27 protein-coding genes are annotated in these 26,813 nt (G+C 61.0%); 14 read left to right on the top strand and 13 right to left on the bottom strand.

Going from position 1 to position 26,813, the window contains the following annotated elements:
- Window positions 1-110: 110 nt before the first annotated feature.
- A complete protein-coding gene (locus WDJ60_RS14010; protein ID WP_340101191.1) occupies window positions 111-1,019 on the bottom strand; it encodes a GNAT family N-acetyltransferase in 909 nt (302 codons plus the stop codon).
- Window positions 1,016-1,459, bottom strand: a complete 444-nt coding sequence (locus WDJ60_RS14005; protein ID WP_340101190.1) for a polysaccharide deacetylase family protein — start codon at window positions 1,457-1,459, stop codon at window positions 1,016-1,018. The genes WDJ60_RS14010 and WDJ60_RS14005 overlap by 4 nt, the downstream gene beginning before the upstream one ends.
- Window positions 1,460-1,791: 332 nt before the next feature.
- Between WDJ60_RS14005 and WDJ60_RS14000 the strand changes: the two genes are divergently transcribed.
- On the top strand, window positions 1,792-3,135 hold the full coding sequence (locus tag WDJ60_RS14000) for a cyclic 2,3-diphosphoglycerate synthase (RefSeq protein WP_340101189.1): 1,344 nt from the start codon (window positions 1,792-1,794) through the stop codon (window positions 3,133-3,135).
- Window positions 3,136-3,242: 107 nt separating this feature from the next.
- On the opposite strand, the gene fer is transcribed toward WDJ60_RS14000, so the two are convergent.
- Window positions 3,243-3,896, bottom strand: coding sequence for a ferredoxin Fer (fer, locus tag WDJ60_RS13995; protein WP_340101188.1), 654 nt, complete (start codon window positions 3,894-3,896; stop codon window positions 3,243-3,245).
- 108 nt (window positions 3,897-4,004) lie between these two features.
- Between fer and WDJ60_RS13990 the strand changes: the two genes are divergently transcribed.
- Window positions 4,005-5,375: a cryptochrome/photolyase family protein gene (locus WDJ60_RS13990; RefSeq protein ID WP_340101187.1), complete on the top strand. Its 1,371-nt coding sequence runs from the start codon at window positions 4,005-4,007 to the stop codon at window positions 5,373-5,375.
- Here WDJ60_RS13990 and WDJ60_RS13985 read toward each other — a convergent pair.
- From WDJ60_RS13985 to WDJ60_RS13975, 3 genes are read right to left on the bottom strand one after another with little or no spacing between them, the layout of a single operon-like run.
- The gene (locus WDJ60_RS13985) at window positions 5,372-6,646 is read right to left on the bottom strand and encodes a geranylgeranylglyceryl/heptaprenylglyceryl phosphate synthase (RefSeq protein ID WP_340101186.1); all 1,275 of its coding nucleotides are present in this window, start codon (window positions 6,644-6,646) and stop codon (window positions 5,372-5,374) included. The two genes, WDJ60_RS13990 and WDJ60_RS13985, sit on opposite strands and share 4 nt — an antisense overlap.
- 58 nt (window positions 6,647-6,704) lie before the next feature.
- Window positions 6,705-6,869 (bottom strand): hypothetical protein, encoded by a 165-nt coding sequence (locus WDJ60_RS13980; protein WP_340101185.1) that lies wholly within the window; start codon window positions 6,867-6,869, stop codon window positions 6,705-6,707.
- 40 nt (window positions 6,870-6,909) lie between these two features.
- Window positions 6,910-7,983: a hypothetical protein gene (locus WDJ60_RS13975; protein WP_340101184.1), complete on the bottom strand. Its 1,074-nt coding sequence runs from the start codon at window positions 7,981-7,983 to the stop codon at window positions 6,910-6,912.
- Window positions 7,984-8,120: 137 nt separating this feature from the next.
- On the opposite strand from WDJ60_RS13975, the gene WDJ60_RS13970 reads away from it, so the two are divergent.
- The 8 genes from WDJ60_RS13970 to WDJ60_RS13935 all read left to right on the top strand — a co-directional run bounded on the left by WDJ60_RS13970 (window position 8,121) and on the right by WDJ60_RS13935 (window position 16,164).
- Window positions 8,121-9,173: an NAD(P)-dependent alcohol dehydrogenase gene (locus tag WDJ60_RS13970; protein WP_340101183.1), complete on the top strand. Its 1,053-nt coding sequence runs from the start codon at window positions 8,121-8,123 to the stop codon at window positions 9,171-9,173.
- Window positions 9,174-9,471: 298 nt separating this feature from the next.
- Window positions 9,472-10,107: a hypothetical protein gene (locus WDJ60_RS13965; RefSeq protein ID WP_340101182.1), complete on the top strand. Its 636-nt coding sequence runs from the start codon at window positions 9,472-9,474 to the stop codon at window positions 10,105-10,107.
- A gap of 120 nt (window positions 10,108-10,227) precedes the next feature.
- The gene (locus tag WDJ60_RS13960; RefSeq protein ID WP_340101181.1) at window positions 10,228-12,150 is read left to right on the top strand and encodes a beta-CASP ribonuclease aCPSF1; all 1,923 of its coding nucleotides are present in this window, start codon (window positions 10,228-10,230) and stop codon (window positions 12,148-12,150) included.
- Between the two features lie 93 nt (window positions 12,151-12,243).
- Window positions 12,244-12,492: an amphi-Trp domain-containing protein gene (locus WDJ60_RS13955; protein ID WP_340101179.1), complete on the top strand. Its 249-nt coding sequence runs from the start codon at window positions 12,244-12,246 to the stop codon at window positions 12,490-12,492.
- 462 nt (window positions 12,493-12,954) lie between these two features.
- Window positions 12,955-14,187 carry a digeranylgeranylglycerophospholipid reductase gene (locus WDJ60_RS13950; protein WP_340101178.1) on the top strand — a complete coding sequence of 411 codons (1,233 nt, stop codon included), beginning with the start codon at window positions 12,955-12,957 and terminating at the stop codon, window positions 14,185-14,187.
- 65 nt (window positions 14,188-14,252) lie between these two features.
- Window positions 14,253-15,089, top strand: a complete 837-nt coding sequence (locus WDJ60_RS13945; RefSeq protein ID WP_417750461.1) for an aldo/keto reductase — start codon at window positions 14,253-14,255, stop codon at window positions 15,087-15,089.
- 73 nt (window positions 15,090-15,162) lie between these two features.
- On the top strand, window positions 15,163-15,915 hold the full coding sequence (locus WDJ60_RS13940) for a hypothetical protein (protein ID WP_340101177.1): 753 nt from the start codon (window positions 15,163-15,165) through the stop codon (window positions 15,913-15,915).
- Between the two features lie 66 nt (window positions 15,916-15,981).
- Complete coding sequence (locus tag WDJ60_RS13935; RefSeq protein WP_340101176.1) at window positions 15,982-16,164, top strand: DUF7333 family protein; 183 nt, start codon at window positions 15,982-15,984, stop codon at window positions 16,162-16,164.
- Here WDJ60_RS13935 and WDJ60_RS13930 read toward each other — a convergent pair.
- Window positions 16,161-16,913: a hypothetical protein gene (locus WDJ60_RS13930; protein ID WP_340101175.1), complete on the bottom strand. Its 753-nt coding sequence runs from the start codon at window positions 16,911-16,913 to the stop codon at window positions 16,161-16,163. The genes WDJ60_RS13935 and WDJ60_RS13930 overlap by 4 nt on opposite strands.
- Before the next feature lie 42 nt (window positions 16,914-16,955).
- Window positions 16,956-18,110 carry a molecular chaperone DnaJ gene (gene dnaJ / locus WDJ60_RS13925; RefSeq protein WP_340101174.1) on the bottom strand — a complete coding sequence of 385 codons (1,155 nt, stop codon included), beginning with the start codon at window positions 18,108-18,110 and terminating at the stop codon, window positions 16,956-16,958.
- A 112-nt stretch (window positions 18,111-18,222) separates the two neighbouring features.
- Between dnaJ and WDJ60_RS13920 the strand changes: the two genes are divergently transcribed.
- A complete protein-coding gene (locus tag WDJ60_RS13920; protein ID WP_340101173.1) occupies window positions 18,223-19,245 on the top strand; it encodes a ComEC/Rec2 family competence protein in 1,023 nt (340 codons plus the stop codon).
- Window positions 19,245-19,520, top strand: a complete 276-nt coding sequence (locus tag WDJ60_RS13915; protein WP_340101171.1) for a DUF3006 domain-containing protein — start codon at window positions 19,245-19,247, stop codon at window positions 19,518-19,520. Before WDJ60_RS13920 ends, WDJ60_RS13915 begins: the two co-directional genes overlap by 1 nt.
- A gap of 54 nt (window positions 19,521-19,574) precedes the next feature.
- Here WDJ60_RS13915 and WDJ60_RS13910 read toward each other — a convergent pair whose 3' ends face one another.
- Window positions 19,575-19,949, bottom strand: a complete 375-nt coding sequence (locus tag WDJ60_RS13910; protein ID WP_340101170.1) for a hypothetical protein — start codon at window positions 19,947-19,949, stop codon at window positions 19,575-19,577.
- Window positions 19,950-20,083: 134 nt separating this feature from the next.
- Here WDJ60_RS13910 and WDJ60_RS13905 point away from each other — a divergent pair, with 134 nt between their 5' ends.
- The gene (locus WDJ60_RS13905; protein ID WP_340101169.1) at window positions 20,084-20,878 is read left to right on the top strand and encodes an HpcH/HpaI aldolase family protein; all 795 of its coding nucleotides are present in this window, start codon (window positions 20,084-20,086) and stop codon (window positions 20,876-20,878) included.
- A gap of 55 nt (window positions 20,879-20,933) precedes the next feature.
- Here WDJ60_RS13905 and dnaK read toward each other — a convergent pair whose 3' ends face one another.
- From dnaK to WDJ60_RS13890, 3 genes are all read right to left on the bottom strand, one after another.
- Window positions 20,934-22,868 (bottom strand): molecular chaperone DnaK, encoded by a 1,935-nt coding sequence (gene dnaK, locus WDJ60_RS13900; RefSeq protein ID WP_340101168.1) that lies wholly within the window; start codon window positions 22,866-22,868, stop codon window positions 20,934-20,936.
- A 171-nt stretch (window positions 22,869-23,039) separates the two neighbouring features.
- The gene (locus WDJ60_RS13895) at window positions 23,040-24,419 is read right to left on the bottom strand and encodes a hypothetical protein (protein ID WP_340101167.1); all 1,380 of its coding nucleotides are present in this window, start codon (window positions 24,417-24,419) and stop codon (window positions 23,040-23,042) included.
- Between the two features lie 70 nt (window positions 24,420-24,489).
- The gene (locus tag WDJ60_RS13890) at window positions 24,490-25,218 is read right to left on the bottom strand and encodes a nucleotide exchange factor GrpE (RefSeq protein WP_340101166.1); all 729 of its coding nucleotides are present in this window, start codon (window positions 25,216-25,218) and stop codon (window positions 24,490-24,492) included.
- 75 nt (window positions 25,219-25,293) lie between these two features.
- Here WDJ60_RS13890 and WDJ60_RS13885 point away from each other — a divergent pair, with 75 nt between their 5' ends.
- Window positions 25,294-26,346: a DUF5787 family protein gene (locus tag WDJ60_RS13885; protein WP_340101165.1), complete on the top strand. Its 1,053-nt coding sequence runs from the start codon at window positions 25,294-25,296 to the stop codon at window positions 26,344-26,346.
- Here the strand turns inward: WDJ60_RS13885 and WDJ60_RS13880 are convergent.
- Entirely contained in the window at window positions 26,336-26,806 is a 471-nt protein-coding gene (locus tag WDJ60_RS13880) for a DUF5797 family protein (RefSeq protein ID WP_340101164.1), read from the bottom strand. The genes WDJ60_RS13885 and WDJ60_RS13880 overlap by 11 nt on opposite strands.
- Window positions 26,807-26,813 lie beyond the last annotated feature (7 nt).

Genomic DNA, 26,813 nt, shown 5'->3' with positions numbered 1-26,813 from the left:
GAGCTGCCGGATTTGGACGAGCTGTTGCTGTGGGCGTCACAAAATCCAAATCCACACAGAGATCGATTACGTGAGCAGGTTGAACGAGGTGAGTTCGGCTTTGACCGCCACTAAACTAGAACCGATGGAGGTGGGGCAACAAAGAGATCTGTTTTTGTATAGTCTGCCAAAATATGACTGATTAACCCCCTGAGAGCATTTTTTGATGCCGTTTCTAACGGAATGACATCGGTGAATTTTGTTGTTATCGGATCTGAACCAACTGCGGTTCCAGTAACGATAGCAGCTTCCGGGCCTGTCTCTCCATCTGTTATATAGGTAGTGTACTCCCAGTCGGGGTTGTTGAAACGCCACTGATAGAATTGCTCATCACGCAGTGCATGAATTCTATCGGGAGGAGAAGTACGATAAAGCGTGGCGAGTTCCTTTGCAGGGGGTTCCGACTCTGTTCTAATAGTGATCTGTGATGGCTCCGACGCAGTAAAATCTCGAAGATCATAATACCCTTGTGCAATCGGCGTACCGATCTTTCTTATGAGTTGAATTGCTCTTTGATCAGTTTCAGACTTTCCGACATTTCCAGGATTTTCGATTCTGTAATAGGAGGAACGTTCAGAGACAATTTCCCAATCAAGTTTGAGGTATCCCGGACGGGATTGGTGGTTCGGAAAATTGAAAAAGAAAGGATGATCGTCAGCATACCGTTCGATGGCCTGTTCTGTCATACGGGTGAATAAACCTTGGCGTCGGTGATCCGGATGAACCATTGTGTCCCCCGGCTGAAGTGCAACCTGATGTTTTCCATTGATACTCACTGGTAGGGCAAAAAACGGTCTTGCTCCAACAATCCTCTCTTCAAAAACCCCGACGATCATAGCAACGTGGTCGGTATAGGGATTTTCCTTGTATTTCCAATCAAACCAACTTTCCTGCTTCTCGGCACCCATCACAGTCGAATACAACGAAAGAAACTCTTCTGTATCACTAGGTCTGTATTGGCGAATGTTATACTCACTCATTCGTTCTCACTTGTTAGCAACTTGGGACGTGGATTTTGTAGTTCTGTCTCAGCAACTTCCTTCGAAACATCTTGCATCCCGAAGTTCGTATGAGGGAATGCGTGTAATCCTATAGCATGGCCAATCTCGCTATCACGGATAGCGTTACTCAGATTTTGTCCAAACCATCTGGAATCTGGAGTATATTCACCGCCTGAATTGTGAGAAAACCAGTCTGTACCGGCAGGATAGGCGGAGTGAATACCAGCACAACTGTCGAGAAAGAGGTGTCCAACAACAACCCAAATTTCCGGAATACTATCTTCATTAAATAAATTCAAAATATAAATCAACAATTCACGTGCTTGTGTAACTCGTTCTGTTAGAATATCATCATAATTATGAGAACCACAAAGCAATTCGGCGTCTAATGAGGGAACGACCGTTTTGCTTGAGGTCATACCTATTGTACAGTTGTTACTATTATAAAACTAAGTTCAGAAGGTTACGGCCTTCTATTTTTTCGGCATATAAACAACGTATTACTGCCTGTGGGTGCTGTGGCCCATATTTAATATTAACAGATGCATAGTTACAGACGACTCTGGCTGATATTTATACTCTCTTGGAAAACTTACCGAGCTATGCCATCACAATCTGCTCTAAGATAGCAGTCACAAATCGAAGAGGTGGGGTGGCGAACACGACATTGTATGGGCGACGACCGGTTCTGTTCCGGTCTCGTGAGAGTTGTCGTCCATACTAATTTACCTCTCTGCGAGTAGTTAGTATCATGAGTCACACCCGGATCCTCATTATGGGTGCGGCGGGACGCGATTTCCATGATTTCAATACTGTCTTTCGAGGAGACGAGCGCTTCGAGGTCGTCGCGTTCACGCACACCGCCACGCAAAACATCGGTGAACTCGACGAACTGCCCAACCGCCAGTATCCCCCGGAGTTGGCCGGCGAGAGCTATCCTGACAGCATTCCGATCCGTGCCGAGTCAGAACTCGAGCGGATTATCGACGAGGAAGGCGTGGATACAGTCGTATTCTCGTATTCCGATGTCTCTCACGAACACCTCATGCACCAGGCCTCGCGTGCACTCGCCGCCGGTGCCGACTTCCGGCTGATCGGCCCTGACCGGATGATGCTCCCCGCGGCGATTCCAGTCGTCGCCGTCGACACAGTTCGGACCGGCTGTGGAAAGTCACAGACCGCCCGGAAATTCGCCGACCTGCTACTCGAACAAGGGAAGGAGGTAGCCGTTGTCAGAGAACCGATGCCGTACGGTGACCTCGTTGCCCAGCAGGTGCAACGCTTCGAAACACTCGAAGACCTCGACGAGAGCGATGTGACCATCGAAGAGCGAGAGGAGTACGAGGGACACATCGAACGTGGACACGTCGTGTATGCGGGTGTCGACTACGAGGCCATTCTGGACCGTGCCCAAAATGAGGCCGAGGTCATCGTCTGGGACGGTGGCAACAACGAACTCCCGTTCTACGTTCCCGATATCCACGTCGTTGTGGCCGATCCACACCGCGCCGGGTCAGAACTGCGGTATCACCCGGGGGAAGCTAACCTCCGACTCGCGGATTACGTCCTCATCAACAAGGAAAACACCGCCGACAGGCCAGCGATTCGCCAAGTCGAAGAGAACGTTCGTCGGACAAACCCCGACGCGGAACTCATCCACGCAAACTCGACGATTACCGCCGACGAGGATGCAATCAGTGGGAGGCGTGTGCTCGTCGTCGAAGATGGACCGACACTCACCCACGGCGACACGTCACACGGCGCAGGGTTGATTGCTGCCCAGAAATACGGAGCCACAGAGATTATCGACTCGGAACCTGTGGCAGAAGGGTCACTGCAGCGCGTGTTCGAGGACTACAGCCACCTTGACGCCGTTCTCCCAGCGATGGGCTACAGTGACGAACTGGTAGAGGACCTGGAAGCAACGATTCGGAACGCAGCACCGGAGGTCGTGGTTTCGGGAACACCCCACGACCTTGCTCGGCTGATTGACGTCGAAATGCCGATCGTCCGGGTTCGCTACGAACTCGAAGAAAAGAACATCACGCTCGATACAATCCTTGACAGACACGCAGAAGTGTTGGAACTCTACTGAGTGTCAATTTCGGAGATATCGACACCGACGACGCGAGCGCGGGCAGCAGTTCGTTCTGTGGCCGACGCCAGTGCTGCGGTAGCCGGATTGAAGCCGTCGATAGGGACTCAGTCGTCGGCAGCGGTCCCTTTGAACGGACCGGGCGGCAGTCGAAGTTCCTCCAGTTCCGGCAGGTGTTTGATGTTGTAGACGATTTGCAGTTCGTCCGTCAACGGTTCGCCGACGCAGGAGAGGTAGATATCGCGTTCGACCATCTCGTCGGGGAGGATGTGGTTCGCGGGAATCGAGAGTTCGCCGGACTTGACCATGACAGCACAGTTCGCACACGCGCCGCCGCGACAGGAGAAGGGCCAGGTCAATCCGTTGTTCTCGGTACTGCTGAGGAGAAACTGGTCCGATTCGACGAGCACTTCGCCGTAGTCGGCCCCGGCGAGATCAGCCTCGGCGGCCTTCTCGAAGAGGTCGTCGTCGTCGAGGTCCCAGTCGTAGTCGTCGAGCACTTCGTAGTTGAGATACTCGACGCGAGCGAGCGACTCGTCGACGATATCTTCCTCGTCCTCGTCTTCCGTTTCGATTTCGAAATCCCCGTTTTCGAGGTCCCGAGAGAGGAGTTCGTCGTAGGCCTGCTTGACGGCGCGAAACTCCTCTATCGACCCGCCCTGGTCGGGGTGTACTTCCTTGACCCGCTCGCGGTACGCGCGGACAACCTCCTCCTCGGTGGCGTCTGTATCCAGCAAAAGCACCTCGAACGGGGAGTCCATGAGCGTGCCTAGGGAAAATTGGTGGATATACTTTTTCCTCTCGGCCAGCATGGCGGGAATCAATACGCCAGGCGCACCGTTCTTGACCGTCCAGACCCTGGCGCGAGCATGCACCTGTTCTGGCACCGGCGGGACCTCCGCATTCCAGACAACCGCGGGCTGGCACTGGCCGCGAGCGACGATACCGTCGTCCCAGTGTTCGTCGTCGACGAGGAGGTACTGGACGGCGTCGGTGAGCGCCAGCGGTCGTTCTGGCTAGCTGGTGTTCGGGAACTCAAGCGCCGATACCGCAAGCTCGGCTCTGATCTGCTCGTTCGCGTCGGGACTCCCGCGGATACGCTCGCCCGCGTCAGTGACACGTACGACGCCGCTCGGATCTACTACAATCGCCATTACCGACCGGCACGGCGCGACCGCGAACACCAGGTTGACGCCAAGTTGCCCACAACGGCGACGACAGACCTCGTACTCGTTGCACCCGACAGACTGGCCGAAACGTACCCGAACCACGGCCGGTTCTACGACGACTGGCGAGACGAGCCAAAGCGGGAGCCAGCAGCCGCTCCAGACCGGTCATCGATGGCTGATGTAACTGACGACCGAGCAGTACCGACCGGTGAGGCAGATATCGACCTACCGACGGCGGGCTACGCGGCGGCACGAAAGCGCTACGACACGTTCCTGAGCCAGGGCATCGAGACGTATTCGGCGACGCGCGATGACATGACCGCCGTCGTCGAGCACCCGGTGGGTGCCGTCTCGCGGCTGTCTCCCTACATCACCGCCGGTATGATCGGGATTCGTGAAGTGTGGGCCGACGCGACCGACCGCCACGACGCTGTCAGCGGGAGTGCAAAAAAGAACGTCCAGAAGTTTCGCTACGAACTCTCCTGGCGCGAACAGAACTACCACCTCCTCTCGTACAATCCCGACCTGCTGACGGCCAATTACAAACAGATTCCCAACGAGATTGCCTGGGAGAATAACCCCGGGCAGTTCGAGGCGTGGACGCGGGGTGAGACTGGCTACCCGCTGGTCGACGCCGGGATGCGCCAGCTCGCAGCGGAGGGGTACATCCACAACCGACCGCGGCAGAACGTCGCCTCGTTTCTGACCAAGCACCTGCTGACAGACTGGCGCGAAGGTGCACAGTATTTCGAGGAGCAACTCGTCGACCACGACCCGGCGAACAACTACGGAAACTGGCAGTGGATTGCCGGAACGGGAACCGACAGCGTCGACGTGCGAATCTTCGACCCCGTCGCGCAGATGTCGAAGTACGACGACGACGCAACCTACGTCAAAGCGTACGTCCCCGAACTCCGCGACGTGCCGGCAGAAAAAATCGTCGAGTGGCCGACCCTCACCGACAGCGAGCGTGAGCGTCTCGCCGCTGACTACCCAGATCCAATCGTCGACCGCAACGAGGCCTACGAACGAGCACAGCGAGTCTTCGAAGCAGCACTCGGCAAGCGCTAGAGTTCCGCGGCAACGTGGTGAGCGGCAAAGCCGTCCGAGAGGTCCACGTCGAACCGTTCGGCGAGCAAGGAGACGGCGAGGCGTTCCGCGAGATCGTGGGCTGCCCCGTCGTCCAGCACGTCGGCAAAGAGCGTCTCACCGGGCACTGGACCGTCGGTGACCGTGGCGCGAATCTCTGCAGCGTCGGGGTCAGAAAGTGTCTCTGCGACAGTCTCCAGTTCGAGCGCAATCTGGATACCTGCGGCGAGATAGCGGGCAGCTCGCTGTTCCGGCGATGGGACGTCGACGATAGTCGAGAGATAGCGGGCGGCGGCGGTGTCTTCGAGGTCGACTTCCGATTCGAGCCACTCCCGAATCTCCTCGCGGCTGGTACTGGAGCCGAGTGCGTCGACAGCCGTCTCCGCCAGGTCGGCCTCTTCCTCGGCAACGTCGTGGAAGCTGTCGCCGACGATGACCGCGTCGGCACCAGCGTCGAGAATCGTCTGTGCGTTCTCGCGGTTGTCGAGGCCGCCGCCGTACCAGACGCGTGACCACGAGACCCCCTCGTCGATGGCATCGAGAATCTCGACGGCTTCCTCGCCGCCGAACGTCCCGGAGTATTCGAGATAGATGAGTTCGCTTTCGAGGTGGTGTTCGGCGGCCATCGCGTGCTGTTTTGCCTCTCGGGGCGTCAGCAGGTCCTCCTCGCCCACGTTGGCCTCGCGTGCGGCCGCGCTGTCGACGTTCATGATGATGTACGCCTCGAAGACCGCCTCGTGGAGCATCCAGGAGGCGGCGAAGTTCGAGAGGCGCTGCTCGATGGAGTTTCCGAGCGGAATCGGCAGTTTCTCCTCGATGAGGTTCGGTGCCATCTCGTCTCTGATATACTCGACACCTTTGCCGAGAGTGCCCACGAGCGACTCGTTGTCTCCGTTGAGTACCTCCGGGATAGCCATGAACTCCGCCTTGTCACGGACCGCTTGCGTGACGTGCGTGGAGTCGCTGGGTTCGTGGAACGCGGGCACCGTCGCCGCGTTCACGAGGTCGAACGTCTCGATAGTATTCTGTTCGGTGACGTCCTGTGACCCACCCACGGAGACAGCACCCGTGTGTGAGAGATACAGCGGGTACGCGAGCGGCAGCCGTTTCTTCTCCTCCGGGTCGACCTTCGTGATGTGGTCCCACTTCGTCGGCACCGGATTGGTGTCCGCCGAGAGGAGCGTCCGGCCACCGATAGAGATGGCCGTCCCGAGTGAATCCAGTTTCTGCACGATGTCTACGAGCGCCGGCATACTGAGACACTCTCCGTGCCGATTTAAAAAGCGTATCCTCTCGTCGTGCGCTGTGGTGTCACACCTCGTCGGCACGCCATTCGTCGAACCACCAGACGATGCCCAGTAGCATCATGGCGATACCGAGTGCCGACGTGGCCGGCTCGGGGATGACGAAGAGAACGAACCCGACAGTGATGAGAAACGTCGATTCGACGTCGTCGATGTGGTCCTGGAGCGCCATACCACTGCTTGGACGGCCCCCTTGAAGACAGTACTGGGAACTATCGCGGGAGCACACTGGGGTCGCCCGACCGGTAGATGTATTCGGTCGCGATACCGGTCAGCGTCGAATCGACGGTCGTCGCGTGGTCCTGAGCGAGGTCGAGATATCGCTCGGAGATGTCGACGACAGTTTCAGCGGCCACGCGGTCCTCGTCGGCCAGCAGGTACTCCGCGGTGACGGGGGTGAGTTGTCCGTCCTGCATATCTGCCTGGAAATCGTCAATGTCGTCGAGCCATATCTGTGCGCCGACGATAGCGAGGACGATGGACTTCTCGAACGCTTCTTCGACCGGCAGACCGGCCTCGCGGTACATCTCGACCATCCCGCTGTAGATGACGCCCACGCGGTCGTACTGCGTCTTGAAGTACGGGAGGTCGAGTTCGGCGTCGAAGATTGCCGGCGGGTCGGCGAAGTCAGCGAACTTGTACTCCTCGCGGATGCGCTCGCGGGCCTTCGCGGAAGAGTCGGTGCTGTCTGTCTCGCCCTGCGCGGCGGCCATCAGTTCACGGAAGTGCCCGTCCTCGTCCTGGTGACGCTCGGAGATGTCGACGGCCCAGTCGTACGCCTCCCGAACGGACTCGGGATAGGCGTCGAACTGGTCGGTAACGCGGGATTCGAGCGTCTCCTGTGCGACCACGGCCACGCGGCGACGGTCCGACTCGTCGACCGGGAAGTCGACCTCGAAATCGTCGAACTCGTCGTCGTTGATGGCGTCGCGCATGTCGCCGTCGATGAGCGCCTCGATGACGAGGCGGGTGACGGCTTCGGCGTCGTCGTGGTCTGCCTCGTCGAGTTGTCGGTAGAGATAGCCCAGCGTCAGCTCCGCCGGAAGGACGAGTTTCGTGTCGTAAGCGAACTTGACGAAGTCGCGGTCGAACTCCTCGGCGACGGCTTCCTCGACGGCGGCGAAGGCGTCAGCGACGATTGCGTCGGTCGCGTCGTCGATACGGCGCTGCAGCTGGAGACTTCGGTAGTCGAAGACGCCGCTGTCTGCGTAGTAGCCGAGCACTGCGCGGAGCGACGTGGGGAGTCGATCGCGGCTCGCGAGGTACCCCGCACTCGTCTGGAACATCTCGGGTGTCCCGTGGCTGGGAGGGACGTACTCTTTATACCATCGGTTGGGCTCTCTCGACGAGACGTCTCGGCCCAGATTCCCAGAACGTGACAATCACATACAAAATTATCACCCAACTACCCGTAGTCGGAGACATGCAGTCGTTCGTAATGAAAGAGATCGGCGAGACCGGTATCGTGGAGAAGGAGAAACCCGAAGCAGGTCCGATGGACGCAATCCTGAAGCCGACAAAGGGGCTGGTTTGCACGTCGGATTGCCACACAGTACACGGCGCAATCGGTGAACGCGAAAACCTGACGCTCGGTCACGAGGTCGTCGGCACCGTCGAGGAAGTCGGGTCGGAGGTGTCAAACTTCGAACCGGGCGACCGAGTTGCCGTCGGTGCGATTACGCCCGACTGGAACTCCGAGGCGGCACAGGACGACCACCCCTCACAGTCAAACGGTGCACTCGGTGGCTGGAAGTTCGCCAACGTCAAAGACGGCGCGTTCCAGGAGTACGTTCACGTCAACGACGCGGACGGCAACATGGCACACATTCCTGACGGTGTGAGCGACCACGAGGCGGTCTACACCGCTGACATGCTGAGTACGGGTTTCGCAGCGGCCGAAAACGCTACTATCCCGATGGGTGGGACTGTCGCCGTCTTCGCGCAGGGACCGGTCGGGCTGATGGCCACAAAAGGAGCGCGCCTGCAGGGCGCTGGCGAGATTATCGCCGTCGAAACCGTCGAGAAGCGACAGGAACTCGCCCGCGAGTACGGTGCAGACCACATCGTCGACTTCGCCGAAGGCGATCCCGTCGAAGAGATCATGTCGCTCACCGACGACCGAGGTGTCGACGCTGCAATCGAGGCACTCGGCGCAGACCAGACGCTCCAGGACTGCATCAGAGTCACGAAACCCGGCGGCACTGTCTCGAACGTTGGGTATCACGGTGACGGCGAGTTCCGACATATCCCCCGTGAGGAGTGGGGTGTCGGCATGGCGGAAATCGATATCGTCACCGACCTCTGTCCCGGTGGGAGCCTGCGAATCCGCCGAATGCTCCGGATGCTAGAGAACGACCTCGTCGACCCGACGAAGATGACGACCCATGAGTTCGACTTCGAGGAAATCGAGACGGCGTTCGACCTGATGGACGAAAAAGAGGACGACATCATCAAGCCCCTCATCCACTTCGAGTAGCCAAGATAGCCCGCTCGATTGGCACACATTCACCACAAGTTTTATCGCTCCAGACAGCAGTCTTCAGATAGACACGCGCCCCGTCGTCTTTTCGCGTTCCCTGTCGCATCTCGGAGCGAGACACTGGCCATCGGCTTTCTTGTGGCCAGTCGATCCGCCGACGATTTCGGCCGGGGGATTTCCGACGAGGTGTGTCCCTATCACTACTATCCATGTCATGCGAAACTAACCCTCTGTGTCTGTTGGCAGCACAATCGGCACCCACCGCAGGAACTGAGCAAACGGAGCTGTGTTCGAGATGAGCGACGCCAAAGACTGGGTCGACCGAGCGACATCGACGGCGTTCGCTGAGTCCCCACAGGTCTCGCTCAAGGACGGCGGAATCATCATCGTCGCTGCGCCAGACGATGCAGTCGCGGGCGACGTCTGTCTCCAGGTCGGTATCGGAACTGCCGAACAACCAGCCTGTGTCGTCGCGACCAGTGTCGCACCAGAGCGACTGGACTCGTACATCTCAGACCGGGCGCCGACGCAGCCGGCACTGGGATTCGTCGATGCCACCCCGAACCGTCCGACTCCGGCGATGAAAGAATCGGTACAGGCGCTCGAAGACATCCCGAGCTCGCGCGATCTGTTGCAACTGACGACGGCAGTCGGTGACGTCCGTGAAGCGATTGCGCCGAACGACCAGCCGGTCAACATCGTCATTCCGACGTTCGGTTCACTGCTCAGTGCCGCGCCGACAGACCGCGTCGTTCGAGTCCTCGCACACATCGCAGAGTCCAACGAGTCTGACGGGAGAGTCGTCATCGGACTCAACTACACAGCGGGGTCGAACGAAACGCTCCAGACGCTGAAAGCCCACAGTGACGTGATCCTGTGGGCGGAACGGGATGGCGACGGCACGGTCAGGTTGGACTCCGAGTCACTGTAAGTTCGCTGCAACGAAAGAACCGAAGCTTCTTGGCACCGCTCGTGTTGAGTTTAGTCGTCTTATCACAGCGAGCCTCGGCGCAGCCGTGGGTCGTACGACGATATTCCAGCGAGTGTGTTCATGACGACCGCAGACGAAACCCTTCAACAGCTCAAGACTCGAATCGAGGCGGAAACACCGGACAACATCACGATACGGTCAGTGACCTTCGAGGGTCCCGTTCTGGTCGTGTACACGCCGGACGTGCAGGCGTTTGCTGAACGGGACAGACTCGTCTCCGACCTGGCGAAATCGCTCCAGAAGCGGCTGACAATCCGTCCGACGCCGGACGCCCTCGTCCCGAAAGCGGAGGCCGACGCGAAGATTCGGCAAATCATCCCCGACGAGGCGGGCGTCACGGACCTGGAGTTCGACTCGGACGTGGGCGAAGTCCTCATCGAAGCGGCCAAACCGGGGATGGTCGTGGGCCGCCACGGGAACACGCTGGACGAGATTCGAACCACCGTCGGCTGGACGCCCAACGTTCTTCGGACGCCACCGATGGAGTCCTCGACGGTGTCGAACGTCCGTAATTTTCTCACACAGGAGCGCGACGAGCGACGCGAGATTCTGGAGACCGTCGGTCGGCGGCTCCACCGCCCGACCGAGAGCGACGCCGAGTGGGTTCGACTCACGACGCTCGGCTGCTGTCGGGAGGTCGGTCGCGCCTCGTTTATTCTGTCGACACCCGAAACCCGCATTCTCATCGACTGCGGCGATAAACCGGGCGCGGCAGGCGAAGTCCCGTATCTGCAGGCACCCGAAGCGCTGGCCGCGGGCCCGAACTCGCTGGACGCCGTCGTCCTGACCCACGCCCACCTCGACCACTCCGCGCTCATCCCGATTCTGTTCAAGTACGGCTACGACGGCCCGATCTACACCACCGAACCGACGCGTGACCTGATGGGGCTGCTCCAGCTCGACTACCTCGATGTCGCCGCCAAACAGGGGCGGACGCCACCGTACGAGAGCAAGATGGTTCGGAAGGCGCTCAAACACACGATTCCGATCGAGTACGGCAACGTCACCGACATCGCGCCGGACATCAAGTTGACCCTCCACAACGCCGGTCACATTCTCGGCTCGGCCGTCGCTCACTTCCATATCGGCGAGGGACGGTACAACGTCGCCTTCTCGGGGGACATCCACTACACGGACACCCGACTGCTAGACGGGGCCGTCAACGACTTCCCGCGCGTCGAGTCGCTCATTCTGGAGTCAACCTACGGCGGGCGCAACGACTACCAGACCGACCAGTCGGACTCCGAGCGCAAACTGAAGACTGTCATCAACCGAATCTACGAGAACGAGGGTATCGTGTTGATTCCGGCCTTCGCCGTCGGCCGTTCCCAGGAGTTGATGCTCGTTCTGGAAGAGGCGATGCGCAGCGGCGATATCCCGGAGATGCCAGTCTATCTCGACGGGATGATTCGCGAAGCGACTGCGATTCACACCGCCTATCCCGATTATCTCAGAGAGTCGCTTCGAGAGCGAATCCTCTACGAGGACGACAACCCCTTCCTCATGGACTATTTCCAGCAGGTCGACGGCGGCGAGGAGATGCGACGAGACATCGCCGACGAAGAACAGTCGATCGTGCTCACGACATCGGGGATGATCGAAGGTGGACCGATTATGTCCTGGCTCCGACTGCTGGGCGGGGAACCCGACAACGAACTCGTCTTCGTCGGGTATCAGGCCGATGGAACGCTCGGTCGGCAGATCCAGCGCGGACAGGACGAAATTACGATGACCGACACTGCGGACGGGCGTGCAGAACGAGTGAATCTCCGGATGGGCGTCGAAACTGTCGAGGGATTCTCCGGTCACGCCGACCGACAGGGACTGGAGAACTTCGTCCGCACGATGAATCCGAGACCCGAACAGGTGCTCTGTGTCCACGGCGACGAATCCTCGACCGACCAGCTCTCCTCGGCGCTCTACCAGGACATGAATATGCGAACGTTCGCGCCGAAGAACCTCGAAACGTTCCGGTTCGTCTAGACCGGCTGGAAGTCTGATATTGATCGGGCGGTGATTGTCAGTTGGTGAGATGTTGCCGGACCTATAAGATATCGGCGCGCGACAACCCACTTGATGCCTGAAGAACAATTGTTCAAATCGGAGGAGAAGCAATCCCGGACTGCCGTCGCCGAGACGCTCGAATCCGCAGCCGAACAAATCAGAGCCGGTTCCGTTCAACTGGCGGACGAAACAGGGGAGCAGACCGCAACGATCCCGGACGAACCCACGTTCGAAGTCGAACTCGAGCGCGTGACTGACTCTGAGACTGGCGAACAGTACTATGAACTCGAGTACGAACTCTCGTGGACAGAGTCAGCGTAGCGAGTACTGCTGGCGGCTATCGTTTCGAAGACTCGCCAGACGAGATTGCTCGCTTCTTCTCTTTCTCGCATCTCACGCATTCTTCGACAAGTTCGTTCTGAGCGGCGATAACAGCCTTTTCCTCGTATTCGTGTGAACAGAACAGTTGTCGAATTTTTCTCACGATATCCGTATTGACGAGACAAAATATAAAGTGACTTTCGATATTATGTACTAAATATCGCATCTCCGTGAGTGATTTGGCATCTCAGGAACGATACGACAACAAAATAAGACGTCTCGGCAGTACAGTTCCCGGCTGTTGGCGTTGTCGCAACCAATTCGTCGAACTGAACTACAGGTTCGTTCGGCGAGAACGGCGCTCTCGCGCGGCCGAGTGTTTCGTTCCTTCGTCGGAAACAGTCCGTCGTAATGGTCGGCGTATTCAGCAAGACTGATTACGCACACGCTGTACCTGCACGTATGACCGACCGCCACGACGTGGTTATCGCCGGGGCTGGTCCAGCCGGGGCACAGTGTGCCCGGGACCTGGCGAGCAGGGACTACGACGTACTCGTCTTAGAAACCGAGTCTGAATCCGAGTTCCCACGTCAAAGCAACAAATCGACGGCAGGTACCTTCCCGTCGATGATGGCCTCCTTCTCGATTCCGGACGACGTGGTGATGAACTACACCGATAGCGTCGTCCTGGAGTCCCCGAACGACCACTACGCCCACCACCAGCCCGGCGCAGTGCTGGAATTTGCCGACTTCAAGCGATTTCTCGTCCGCGACGGCCGCGAGAACGGTGCCGAGTATCGCTTCGACGCCCGCGTCTCTAAACCCATCGTGGAGCAGGGCGAAGTCGTCGGCGTCGAGTACAGCGGCGGCAAAGAAGTGTACGGTGACATCATCATCGACGCGACGGGACCAGCGGCTCCGCTGGCGAAGGAACTCGGCGTCAGCGACCTCGAGCGAACGAATCAGGCGATCGGCGTCGAGTGGGAGTTCGAAGGGGTCGAACCGAATCATCCCGACTACGCCGACCTCCGGGACGCGATGATGCTCCGCCTCGACCACGACCTCGCGCCCGGCGGCTACTCCTGGCTGTTCCACACCGGTGGCGACACCGCCAAGGTCGGACTCTGTTACATCCAGAACGACTCGCACAAACAGCGCGCACGCGACGGGATGGGTATCGACGACTATCTCGACTACTGGCTGCGGACCGACCCCCGCTTCGAGAACGCCGAGAAAATCGACGGGAAACAACACCGCGGCTCGGCCCACATCCAGCAGCCCGGCCAGCTTAGCACTGACAGTTTCATGGCCATCGGGGACACCGTCCCGACAATCGACCCGCTGTGGGGCGAGGGCATCCACAAGGGGATGAAATCCGCACGCGCGGCCGCAGTCACTGCCGACGCCTGCCTCACTCCCAGAGAGCACGACACGTCTGCCGACCGCATGGAGCTGTACGACAACCTCTGGCACCAGAACGTCGCACCGAAGGCGCGCACGCGCCTGCTCATGACTGAACTCCTCTATCTCGCCCCGAACGAGCGATACGACCAGCTGATGGCAGACCTGGAACGACTCGGGGAAGACGCACTCGCCGCTATCAACAGCGGGGACCTCGTCGCCTTCAGAAAACTTCTCCACGTCTCCGACCTGCCGATACTCGCCGATTTCGTCCGTGACCGACTCGACATCTAGTCGAGACGGTCAGATGCGTCCGCGGACGCAACACATTTTGACGAGCCGAGCCAACGATAACGTGTATGTCTCAGAAGCTATCCCCGGAGAGTGTGCCGTCCGCAGGTGAGATGCCGATGCTCGGCCTCGGAACGTGGCAGAACGAAGAGTACGACCAGTGTGCCGACTCGGTACAGACCGCTCTGGAGACGGGCTATCGCCACATCGACACCGCACAGGCGTACCGCAACGAGGACGCCGTCGGCGAAGGTATCGCCGCCGCAGATGTCGACCGTGAGGAGGTCTTCCTCGCGACGAAAGTGTGGACCAGCAAACTCTCACACGAAAAGGTCATCGAGAGCACGGACGACAGCCTGGACAAACTGGGCGTCGACTATCTGGACCTTCTCTACGTCCACTGGCCGGTCAACGAGTACGACCCCGAAGAGACACTGTCGGCGTTCGAGCAACTCTACAACGAGAACACGATTCGCGCTATCGGTGTCTCGAACTTCGAACCCGAACACCTCGATCGGGCACAGGACGCAATCGACGCACCGATTTTCGCCAACCAAGTCGAGATGCATCCGTTCCTCCAGCAAGAGGAATTGCGCACGTACGCAGACGAGAACGACATCGAACTGGTCGCGTACTCACCGCTTGCCCGCGGCGAGGTGCTGAACGACCCGACGATTGGCGACATCGCCGAGAAACACGGCGTCAGCGGGGCACAGGTTAGCCTCGCGTGGCTCCGAGAGAAGGGCGTTACTGCGATTCCGAAAGCGACCAGCGAGGCACACATCCGCGACAACTGGGAGAGTCTCGCACTGGAACTGGACGACGAGGACGTCAGGAAAATCGATGATATCGAGACGGTCGACAGACAGGTTCACCCAGACTTCGCACCGGATTCGTGGGACTGATATCGGCGAGCGGTCCCGGCGCCGCGATTCGAGGCCGAAACAATAAACCCGGGGGCAGTCAAACGGAGCGGTAATGTCTGTCGGGAACCAGCGTGGTGTCGTCGACGCACTCAAAATCGACCTCAAGCGAATGCACGAAACGTGGATGGAGGTCGTCTGGCCCCGACAACGGAGTGCCGAGGGCACGGTTCTGGGCAAGTGGACGCCCGACGGCGGCATGTCGCTGTACCTCTACCGGCTGTGGTCGGCACTGGGCGTCCCCATCGTCGCACTCGTCTATCCGCTCGTCCTCTTTGGCTACTTTATTCGCTTTCAGACCCGACGGGTGAACAGCACTGCCGTCAGTCTCGGTTTCGTCGGCGTCGTCACCCTCTTTGCAATCCTGTGGGGTGCACTCGCCGTGCTGGCGAAGTTCCAGTTCTCTGCGTCGCTTGATTCGGGCGGCGTGACCGCTGTCGCGGCGGCCAGCGTCGTCGCAATCGTCTCGGCAGCACTGGCCTTCGGGAGCTACGCCCTCGATGGACGGCCGCTCACGGTGCTCCTCGCGTACCCCTTCGCGATGACGGCCATCTTTTTGCCACCGGTCGTTGCAGCGCTGTACGCCCCCGCCGTCGCCGGCGTCGTCTTGGACCAGAGTGACTCGCTGGCCCGGTGGTTCCTCTTCGACGCTCCGAGCATCTTCGGCGTTCAGGAGTTCCTCATCGAGGAGTTCGAACGCGAGGGCTTTGCCTACGTCCTGATGTGGTTCGGCATCTCCGTCCCACTCGGCTGGCTACTGGGCATTCTCGTCACACTCGCGGACCTCGTTCGCCCGACTCCTGAGTAGGCGCCATAAAGAACCCGCCTGTCCGCTTTCTGAACGTATTTAGGTCAGCAATCCCAAAATATTGGTATGGAATTCGACTTCCCGCGCTCGGTGATCCCACTTGTCGTGCTCGTGGCCGTTGCGACGGTCGCGCTCACGGCCATGATGACTCCCTCGACGGTCTTCATGATGGTCCTGCCCTCGATGATCGTCTTCTCGATCATCGTGTTCTTCTTCGGGATGAAACACGGCGAATTCCGCGCGAGTTAGAAGACAGACGCCGGATCGACAGTCGCCCCATCGCGACGCTCGCTCGTGACGGTGTACCGAACGTCTCCAGCGACAGCGCCCTCTCCGACGACAATCGTCGCCCCGACAGCGAGTGGTGCGACCACACCGGCCGCGATCGCACCCGCTGACGTCAGCGGCGCGTCCAGAGCGATGCGGTCACCACTGTTGAGTCCGTGCGTCGCCGCGATTGACTCCCCAGCCGACAGGAGTGCGCCCTGCGTCTCGGTCGCACCGTCGATATCGAGAAACGGGTCGTCGGCTGCGACGGGATCCGGCGGTTCGATTGGGTTCTCGCTCCAGAGCTCCCGCTCGAAGTGTGCGACACCCGTCGCCTCCGGTGGGCCGCCGTAGGCAAGTCTGGAACAGCCGGGCGCGACGTCGTAGCGGTCGAGCCACGCGTCCGGACAGACGAACGCACGCGCCTCGACCGGCTGCGGGGGGGACAGGACGACTCTCGCACCGAGACAGGCCCCACCGAGCAGTGCCAGCAACGGGTCCGGCGTGGTGCCGAGCCAACCGGGTTCGTCATCGGGTTCTGGGTGCTTCGGTCCGATAACGAGTCCCATCCGCGCGCCGGCACGAACTCCGTAGTGACGAAGCAGGTTGCCGGCCTTCCAGGCGTTCGTCGAGAACTCGCCGTACGTGTAGGGCGCGTTTCGCTCGGGTGCGTCGACGACTGCCCCCTCACGGTCACGCCCAACCGCAACGAGGTCTGCGAGCGTCTCCATACGCGGCTGTTGGTGCGGGCGGCGAAAAGGCCGTCGCAACGCTCAGAACGAGTCGCGAATCTTGTCGAAGAAGCTCTGGTCGACGTCGATATCCTCGTCGCTGGCCTCGGCGAACTGTTCGAGCGCCTCGCGTTGCTCCTCGCCCAGCGACTCCGGCGTGACGACCTGAATCTGCACGTAGAGGTCCCCGTCGCCCCGGCGCTGGAGACGCGGCATCCCTTTGCCCTTGAGTCGGAACCGCTCGCCGCTCTGGGTTCCAGCGGGCACATCGAGTTCGACCGGCCCATCGAGCGTCTCGATTTCGATAGTATCGCCGAAGACGACCTGCGGGAAGGAGACGCCCGCAGTCGTGTAGAGGTCGTCGCCTTCCCGCTCGAAATCGGGATGCTCGGCCACCGAAATCTCGACGAGCAGGTCGCCGTTCGGGCCGCCGCGCTCGCCGGGGGCACCCTCTCGCTCCATCCGGAGAGTCTGTCCGTCGCGGATGCCCGCCGGAATATCGACGGTGAGCGTCGCATCCTCGCGGACGACGCCGTTACCGCCACACGTCGAACAGGTTTCCTCGTAAATCGTCCCCTCTCCCTCACAGCGCCGACAGGTCTGTCGGGACTGCATCCGACCGAATGGTGTCTGCTGAACCGTCGTCGTCTGTCCCTGGCCGTTACATTCCGGACAGGTCCGTGAATCGGTTCCCGGCGGATGGCCCTGCCCGTCACAGTCGCTACACGTCTCGGGCCGGCGCACGTCCATCTGCTTCTCTGCGCCGTGGTAAGCCTCTTCGAGGTCGATTTCCAGCCCGGTCTTGAGGTCCTGGCCCTGCCGGGGTCGATTCTGTGACTGACCGCCACCGCCGCCGAAGAACTGGTCGAAGATGTCCTGGACGTCGCCGAATCCGCCGCCACCCATACCGCCCATTCCGCCCATGCCACCAGCACCGCCGCGGGCACCGCCACCGGTCGCACCGCGCTTGTCGGCTTCGACGAACTGCTCGTGGCCCATCTGGTCGTACATCTGGCGTTGTTCGTCGTCCGTCAGGACCTCCTTTGCCTTCTTCGCCTTCTTGAACTTCTCCTCGGCGTCCGGGGCGTCGCTAACGTCCGGGTGATACTTGCGAACGGCGTCGCGATAGGCCTCCTCGATCTCCTCCTCGGAGGCGTCCCGCGAAACACCCAGTACGTCGTAAAAGTCCTCGGTCATCAGTTGTAGCCCTGTAAACGGTTCGGCCACTTGAATAGAACGGGTCAGAGATTTCAGGACTGAGTGGACGCGACAACCGCACCCACAAGTAGTCGCACAACCACGTCCCAGTATGAGTCGTGCTGTATTCGTCCTCGTACTCGTCGGACTGGTCACACTCGCTGGGTGTGCCGGCGACCCAGTCGACGAAGGTCCCACTCCCGCCACCACGGAGGACGGGAATGACACTCCGCCCAGCGGAACGCTCGAAATCCACCACATCGACGTGGGTCAGGCCGATGCCACCCTGGTGATTACGCCGGCGGGTGAAACGATACTCATCGACACCGGTGACTGGCGACAGGACGGCCAGGGCGTCATCGAGTATCTCGAAGCACACGGTGTCGACCGGGTCGACCACCTCGTTGCGACCCACGCCCACGCCGACCACATCGGCGGCCACGCGGCCGTCATCGAGCACTTCGAGACAGAGGGTGACGGCGTCGGCGCGGCGTACGACTCCGGCGTCGCATCGACGAGTCAGACCTACGGGAACTACCTCGACGCCATCGAGGAACACGAGGTGACGCTGTTCGAAGTCGAAGAAGGAGACACGCTGCCGTTCGGTGACGACAACGTGTCGGCGACTGTTCTGAACCCGCCGGCGGGTGACGCCGGGTCAGATATACACGACAACAGCGTGGCGCTCACACTCGAGTTCGGTGACGTGCGATATCTGACGACCGGCGACGCCGAATCGGCCGTCGAACGCCGTCTCGTCGCCGACTGGCGCGACGAACTCGACGCCGATATCTACCAGGCGGGCCACCACGGCTCGTCGACCTCTTCGAGCGAGACGTTTCTGGACGCCGTCTCTCCGGAGGTAGCCGTGATTTCAAGCGGCTTCGACAGCCAGTACGGTCATCCCAGTGACGAGACGCTCAGACGATTCGCCGACCACGAAATCGGCACCTACTGGACGGGCGTCCACGATGATATCGTCGTGACCACCGACGGAACGAACGTGACCGTCGAGACTGAATCGGACGCGTCGACCGACCCGCTCGACCTGCTCGGCATGAAACCGACCGACGAGAGCGCGAATTTAGACCGCATCCCGCCCGGATTACTGTCACCTACCCAACTCCACGGATGATGAACGGAACCTACACCGCCGTTATCGACCGCATCGTCGACGGTGAGACCGCCGTCGTGTTGCTCGAATCGGACGACGAGATCGTCGACCAGTTCGACATCGGCGTCGAACTGGTTCCACCAGACGGTCAGCACGAGGGCGCAGTGTTCGAGATAACGGTCGACGACGACCGTGTCGAGATGCGCTACCAGCCCGAAATCGAGGCGGACCGCCGCGAGGCCGCACAGGACCGCTTCGACCGTCTCTCGAAGCGACTCGGTGACGAGGACGAGTAACCGTGTCGCAGTCTTGCCAGTCGAGGGCCGCTATGATGTCGCTCTGGGCTGCGCTCACCACCGCCAGAGAACGGACATCCCACCGTCGTCGATCCAGACGAAGAGCCGTGTCCCCTCTTCGACGGTCGGGTACTCCTCTCTCGGAATCACGAACTGCTTGATGACTTCGCCGTCGGCCTCGATGAGAACGACCACGTGCTCCCCGTCGACGATGCGGTCGACAGTTGCGCCGTAGAACCCACTCACTGTGCTGGTATCGTCTGTGTCGTCGGTGTCAGTCGCCGAATCTGTGGTTTGCCCTCCGGACAAGGTATCAGTGGCCGCTCGGCTGTCTGTCGCAGTCACTGCCCCTGTCCCAGCACAGAGCGTGAGGAGGGACGCGAGTATCTGGAGAATTGTGCGCCGGTCGAGTGGCGTCTGTCGAGCCATGGGGCGTCTGGTCCCGGTTTCGGATATAAATCTGCGGAACAGTCCGTTCCCGGATTGGAACAGTTACCACGACAGTTCAGGAATCGGGAAGTAACCGGTATCAGATTTATTGACAGCGAAGGTGAAGACACAGTATGTCGAACTCACAACCCGGCAACGGCCTCCGGGCGCAGATGGAAGCGGGTGACGTCGCACTCGGTGTCCTCGACTCGACGTACAGTCCAACGCTCGTCGAAATGTACGGTGAACTTGGGCTTGATTTCGTCTGGCTCGACTTCGAACACGGCGGTCCGGACCCGTGGGACGGGCCGACTATCGAGAACCTGCTTCGGGCGGGTGAGCGCACGGGAATCGAACTGCTCGTTCGTCTCCCCGACACGGACCCGACGCTGGTTCGGAAGGCGCTTGATATCGGTGTCAGGACCGTCTTTCTCCCCCGAGTCGAGACTGCCGAGCAGGTCAGAGCAGCCGTCAAATCTGCCCGATTCGAATACGACGGGAGTCCAGGCAACCGTGGTCTGGCAGCACCGCGGGCCCGCCGCTGGGGACTCGCCGAAGAGTACGTCGAAACCGAAGACAGCGAGACGATGGTCGGGACGACAATCGAGACACAGGAGGCCGTCGAGAACATCGACGAGATTCTGGCGGTTCCCGACATCGGATTCGTGTTCATCGGACCGCTCGACCTGTCGGTCGCCCTTGGCCACCCCGACGAACTGGACCATCCAGACGTACAGGAGGCGGTCGAGACCGTCCGGTCCGCCGCAGTCGACGCCGACGTTCCGGTCGGTGGACTCGGATTCGGGATGGACGACGTCAACCAGAAGGTCGCCGACGGCTATCAGATGCTCAACCTCGGGAGTACGACTGGCGCACTCCAGCAAGCCGTTCGCGACTGGCTGGATTCCTATGAGGGCGACAGGAACTGATTCGTCCGTACCTGAATTGAGTGAAAAAGTGAGATTACCGAGCGACTGAGCGGTTCTACTCGTCGTCTTCGTCTTCGTCGTCGTCTACATCTTCGAAGTCTGCATCGACGTACTCTTCGTCAGCGCCAGCGCCCGCAGCACCCGGACCTGCGCCCGCTGCACCGGCACCGGGACCAGCGCCAGCGCCGGGTCCAGCACCGGCCGCGCCTGCACCAGCTGCGCCAGCCCCGGCCGCGCCTTCAGCGGCCTGCTGCTGGTAGACCTGCTTGCCGATCTCCTGGAGTTCCTCGGCCAGGTACTCCGTCGCCTGTTCGAGTTCTTCTTTGGTCGGCTCCTCCTGTTCGAGCACTTCTTCGACTTCCCCGATGGCGTCCTCGATATCCCCGCGCAGGTCGTCGTCGACCTGATCCTCGTTCTCGTCGAGGAGCTTCTCGGCACGCTGGATGGTGGATTCGGCCTGGTTGCGCGCCTCGATGCGCTCGCGGCGCTTCTCGTCCTCTTCGGCGTGTTTCTCGGCTTCCTCCTGCATCTGCTCTATCTGGTCGTCCGAGAGACCAGCGCCGCCCTCGATGGTGATGTTCTCCTTGTTGCCCGAGCCTTTGTCCTCGGCAGAGACGTCGACGATACCGTTCTCGTCGAGCGCGAACGTGACTTCGATCTGTGGCACGCCCGCGGGTGACGGCGGGATGCCGGTCAGTGAGAACTCACCGAGCAGTTCGTTCTCCTCGGCAAGTTCGCGCTCGCCCTGGAAGACGCGAATCTGGACCATCGTCTGGTTGTCCTGAGCGGTGGTGAATATCTTCGACTCCTCTGTCGGGATGGTCGTGTTTTTCTCGATGAGCCGCTCGAAGAGACCACCCTTGACCTCGACACCGAGGGACAGCGGCGTCACGTCCACGAGGACGATGTCGTCCACGTCGCCCGAGAGGACACCGCCCTGGATGGCCGCACCCAGCGCGACTGCCTCGTCGGGGTTGACGTTCTTCCGGGGTTCTTTCCCGGTCAGTTCCTCGACTTTCTCCTGAATCATCGGCATTCGCGTCGAGCCGCCGACGAGGAGCACGTCGTCGATGTCCGACTCGTCGTAGCCGGCGTCTGCGAGCGCCTGCTCGGTCGGGCCGACGGTCCGGTCGACCAGGTCAGCAGTGAGCGACTCGAATTTCGCTCGCGTCAGGGAGGCTTCGAGGTCCTTCGGGCCGTCGTCGTCCGAGGCGATGAAGGGGAGCGTAATGTTCGTCTCCTTGCGGTTCGAGAGCTCGATTTTCGCCTCTTCGGCGGCGTCCTTGAGCCGCTGGAGGGCCTGACGGTCCTCGCGGAGGTCGATGCCGTGCTCGTCGTGGAAGTCCTCGGCCAGCCAGTCGATGATGGCCTGGTCCCAGTCGTCCCCACCGAGATCGTTGTCACCGTTGGTCGCGACGACTTCGTAGACGCCGCCGCCGAGTTCGAGAATGGAAACGTCGAAGGTCCCACCACCGAGGTCGTACACCAGAATGGTCTGGTTGGACTCGTCGTCGAGACCGTAGGCCATCGCCGCGGCCGTCGGCTCGTTGATGATGCGCTCGACCTCGAAGCCGGCGATTTCGCCGGCGTCCTTCGTGGCCTGGCGCTGGCGGTCGGAAAAGTACGCAGGGACCGTGATGACGGCCTTCTCGACTTCGTCGCCGAGATAGTCTTCGGCGTCCTGCTTGATTTTCTGGAGAGTCATCGCCGAGACCTGTTCGGGCGTGTACTCCTCGCCTTCGAGGTCGACGGTGTAGTCGTCCTCACCCATGTGTCGTTTGATCGACTGAACCGTGTGGTCGGGATTCTGGACGGCCTGATTCTTCGCCGGTTTGCCGACCAGTTTCTCACCGTCGTTGAACGCGACCACGGAGGGTGTGGTGCGGTCACCTTCGCCGTTTACGATGATTTCGGGGTCACCGCCCTCCATGACCGCGAACGCGCTGTTCGTGGTCCCGAGGTCGATACCAAGAATTTTGTTGCTCGCCATGTTGTCAGTGTATACCCGTCTGAGTCGGTTAAAAGTTGCTAGATCCGCCAGTGAATCGGCGCGAGTAGACCGGCGATGCCTGCCGATTTTCGACGGTACGAGGTTTCTGACCACATCGTATAAGTCGACCGCAAACAGAGCGGTCGTCTCTCGTCTTTCGTCTCTGGACTCTTAGCTGCGACTATCTATCGACCCCTCACCGGCATCGACCGCAATCAGTGCACCGACGACAAGAAACGGGACGCCGATGACTGCCAGTGCAACCGCACCAGCGACCGCGAACAACAGTCGATAGGCCAGTCCAAACGTCCAGAACTGGCTAGTCAGCGGGACCGTGGCTACAAGCGCAGCAGTGACGCCCGCGCCCGCGGTCAAGATACTAATCCAACGTGCGCCCCTGACCGTGGCGAAGCCCGCAGGGACGAGCGCAAAGAGCGCGACCAGTAGCGGGAGACGTGGCCCGAGTCCGTACCACTGCACACGGCCGTAGAACAGTATCGACCCGGCGAGCGTCGCGACAGCGGCGACGCCAAGACCGCAAATCGATGCGGCGAGAGTGGTGAGATACGTCGGCCGAGATATCGACAGTCGCCCCCACGCGAGGCCGGCAACGAGCGCGACGACGCTCACGCCAAACAGCAGCGTCCCATCGACGCCGAACAGACCGAGACTGCTCCCGAAACCGGCCAGTGCCGCGCCCGCGATGCCCGCGAGTGTCAGTAGCCGGGAGGAGTCCGCGTGTAGCGACTCGGATATCGACTGGACCGCCCGGAGAAACCGACCGCTGGCACCCACCATCGCTGTGATGACGGCAGTCGGAACGAGTACCGAAACGGCTGCGTTCACCGCGACGACCGGTCCCAGGATGGCGGCGATGGCGATCCAACTCCAGAGGAATCCGAGTATCGCATCGCGGGGGACGAACGTGACGAACCCGCCACGGTCGTAGTCGGTCAGTATCATCCGTTCGCCATCAGCCGAGCGCGTCGCACCGGGTACCATCGCCTCGACTTGCATCCCTTCTGGCGCGACGACGACCAGCCGGTCAGCACCCAACCCGTCCAGATTCCGATAGCCGAAGTCGTGCGTAAAGGCCCCCGAGCGGAGCGTGTCACCGGCCGCAGGCGCTGCAAACTCCGCCTGCCGGTATCGAGCCGTCAGTACGCCGTCCGCTGTGACGGTCACCGAGACCAACTCCGCCTCCCAGTAGCGGACATCGACAATCGCTGTCCGAAGCGTGTCGTTCTGGCCGAGGCGTTCGATTGTGTCTTCTTCTCGAATCGTGTTGTTTACCACCCAGCTTCCGGTCCCGTTCTCGTGAACTGTGACGGTTGCCGTGCTGTTTGTGACGGTCAGGTCGACACCGCGGTCGGCGGCGCGGTCCTCGACGACGTCACCACAGCCGGCACAGACCGGCCGCGGCGGTGGGGCTGCCTCAGCAGGTCCGACGAACAGCCCGACAGCGACGAGACATCCGGCGAGGAGGAGAACGGAGAGAGCACTGCCGAGAGCAATCTGTCTGGAGGGTGGCGACAAACGCCATTGGAACATATCGGAAAATCAGCAGAGTAGTAGAAATGTGTTTCCCAGGTGAAAACGAGTGTCGTACCTACTCCTACTCCTATTCGTCGGTCTGCGTCCCGTCGCTGACGGCGACCTGCGCGGGGCGGATGACTTTGCTGGCCATCTCGTAGCCCGGCCGGTGAACTTCCGCGACGGTGTTTTCTGGCTGTTCGGCGGCAATCGTCGCCAGCGCCTCGTGGCGCTTGGGATCGACGTCCGCGCCGGGTTCGGGTTCGATTGGCGTGACGTTCTCGCGCTCGAACTGCTCGTCGAACTGCTTGAGCGTCGACTCGACACCGTTGCGGATATCGGTGTTCTCGTCCTGTTCGAGCGCGCGACGGAGGTTGTCGCGAACGTCGAGTAAGCGCTCGACGAGGTCCTCCGTGGCGCGTTCTTTCTCGTCTTCCAGCCGCTTTTTCTGCCGTTTCTTGTAGTTCTGGAAGTCAGCCTGCTTGCGCTTCAGACGGGATTTGAGGTCTTCGATTTCCTCCTCGCGAGCGTCGAGTTGGCTCCGCAGCGTGTCGAGTTCGCGGGCGATATCTTCGGAGTCGGAGTTTGCGACGCGCTCGACGAGTTCCTCGCCGGGACCGGCATCTTCGTCGCTTGTCGTCGCACCGGATTCGCCATTGTCGGCCCGGCCAGCCGTTCCGTTGCCGGTAATCTCGTCGAGTGCGTCCTCGGGGTCGGCCGGCTCTTCGGCGATCTCCTCGAGTTTTTCCTCACTGTCGGCTGTCGAGTCCGACTCGCCATCCGGCCCGTCCGCCTCCGTGGCGTCCTGCTCGCTCATACCCAGAGGAAGGTGTCTCTCGGATAAAAGCCACCCGGTAGCTTCTTGCCTGCCGACCCGCTGGACACAGCCGACGTGAACTCGGAGTTCGCCTTCGAACTGGGCGTCTGTCAGTGGGCCGAACGATACTGGCCACCGAACGGCGAGCGCGAGCGCCCGGTGGTCGTCGCGCGCCAGCTCGGCGTCAAGCGCCGCCGCTGGGACACCGTCGTTATCGAGTGTGACCCCGACGGACTCGCCGCCCGCGCGAACTTCGGCCGTGAACGGCTCGACTCGAACCTCCTGCACGTGGTTCGCAACGCTCCCGCCGAGTGGGCGTGGTACCGCGACGCGCTTCCACATCCCGGCTACCCCTGGCGATACGTCCGCGAGTCGATTCACCGCGCCGACGACCGCGGTATCCTCGACACCAGAACCGAGGGCAACCGCATCCACATCCGCCGCAAGTGGCCCTACCCGGACTGGGTCGAACGAATTGTGGCCATCGAGAACAAGCCGGACCTCACTGCCAGTGCAGCGCGAGCCCTTGCCCCGCAACTCGAACGGGACGTGGCGCTGGCGCTGGCCGACGAGGTGTGGGTCGCCACCGCCGACACCGGCGAGCGGGTCACGCCAGCGCTGTTCGAGGGGATTCCGGTCGAGGCGGGCATCCTGACGGTCGACCCCGACGGGCGCGGCGCGAGTGCCGTCGACGCGACGTGGCAACCACGCTCGCTGTCGGTGACGGACCCGGGAACGCGCATCGTCGAGCGACCGGACGGGGGCAACCGGGACGCCTCTGCCGCCAGATTCGAGTACGCTGATCCCGCCTGGAAAGAACAGAAGCGATTGGCAATCGCCGAGCGCGCCTACGAGCGCGGCTGGCGTTCCTATGCCGACTCGATGCGGCCGGACTGTCGGCACTTCGAACTGGACCCGACCGCGGCCGTCGCGCGGCCGTACTGCCAGGCAAAATCGTGTCACCAGACACAGACGGAGTGTGCGGGGTCGTGTCCGGCGTTCGAACCCGAACCGCCGGCGTGGCGACAGCAGGGGTGGCCGCTCGACGGCGGGCCGGGGGGAACAATCAAACAGCTTCTCGCAGACCAGCGAGCGCGCCAGCGACCCGACCAGACGCCTACCGAATGACGATGTTCTCGCGTTCGAGCACCAGTCGAAAGGTCGGTACCGTCTTGCGGACCCGCTCGACAGCCCCCTTGTCGACCAACCCGTGCAACACGGACCGCACGTCGTCGACGTCGACGTCTTCGCCGGCGTCCTGCAGTGCGTGCAGCGTCGCGACGACGCTCTGTGGCTCCTCGTCGGGACCCGGCAGTACGTCGAGCGTTGCGGCTTCAATATCGGAGACATCGACGACCCGCTCGGAGGAATCAGTCTCCTCGCCGGCGGCGACAGCCTCCGCTTCCGGCGTCGCGCAGATGAGGCTGTCGTCGTTGCGGTAGTAGTATTCCTTGAGTTCAGATTCGAGGTAGGCGTGGACCTCGCTCCCGCTGTCCATCCCCCACCGCTCCTGGAGGTCGGCGTTCTTGGTTGGTTGCAACTCGACGATATCTTCGAGTCGCTCCCGGGCCTCCGCTGAAAGCGTCATTTCCTCT

The sequence above is a fragment of the Salinibaculum salinum genome, assembly GCF_037645885.1.
Taxonomy (GTDB): domain Archaea; phylum Halobacteriota; class Halobacteria; order Halobacteriales; family Haloarculaceae; genus Salinibaculum; species Salinibaculum salinum.
Note: the sequence above shows the minus strand (reverse complement) of the source record. Positions and strands in the feature narration are given on the sequence as shown.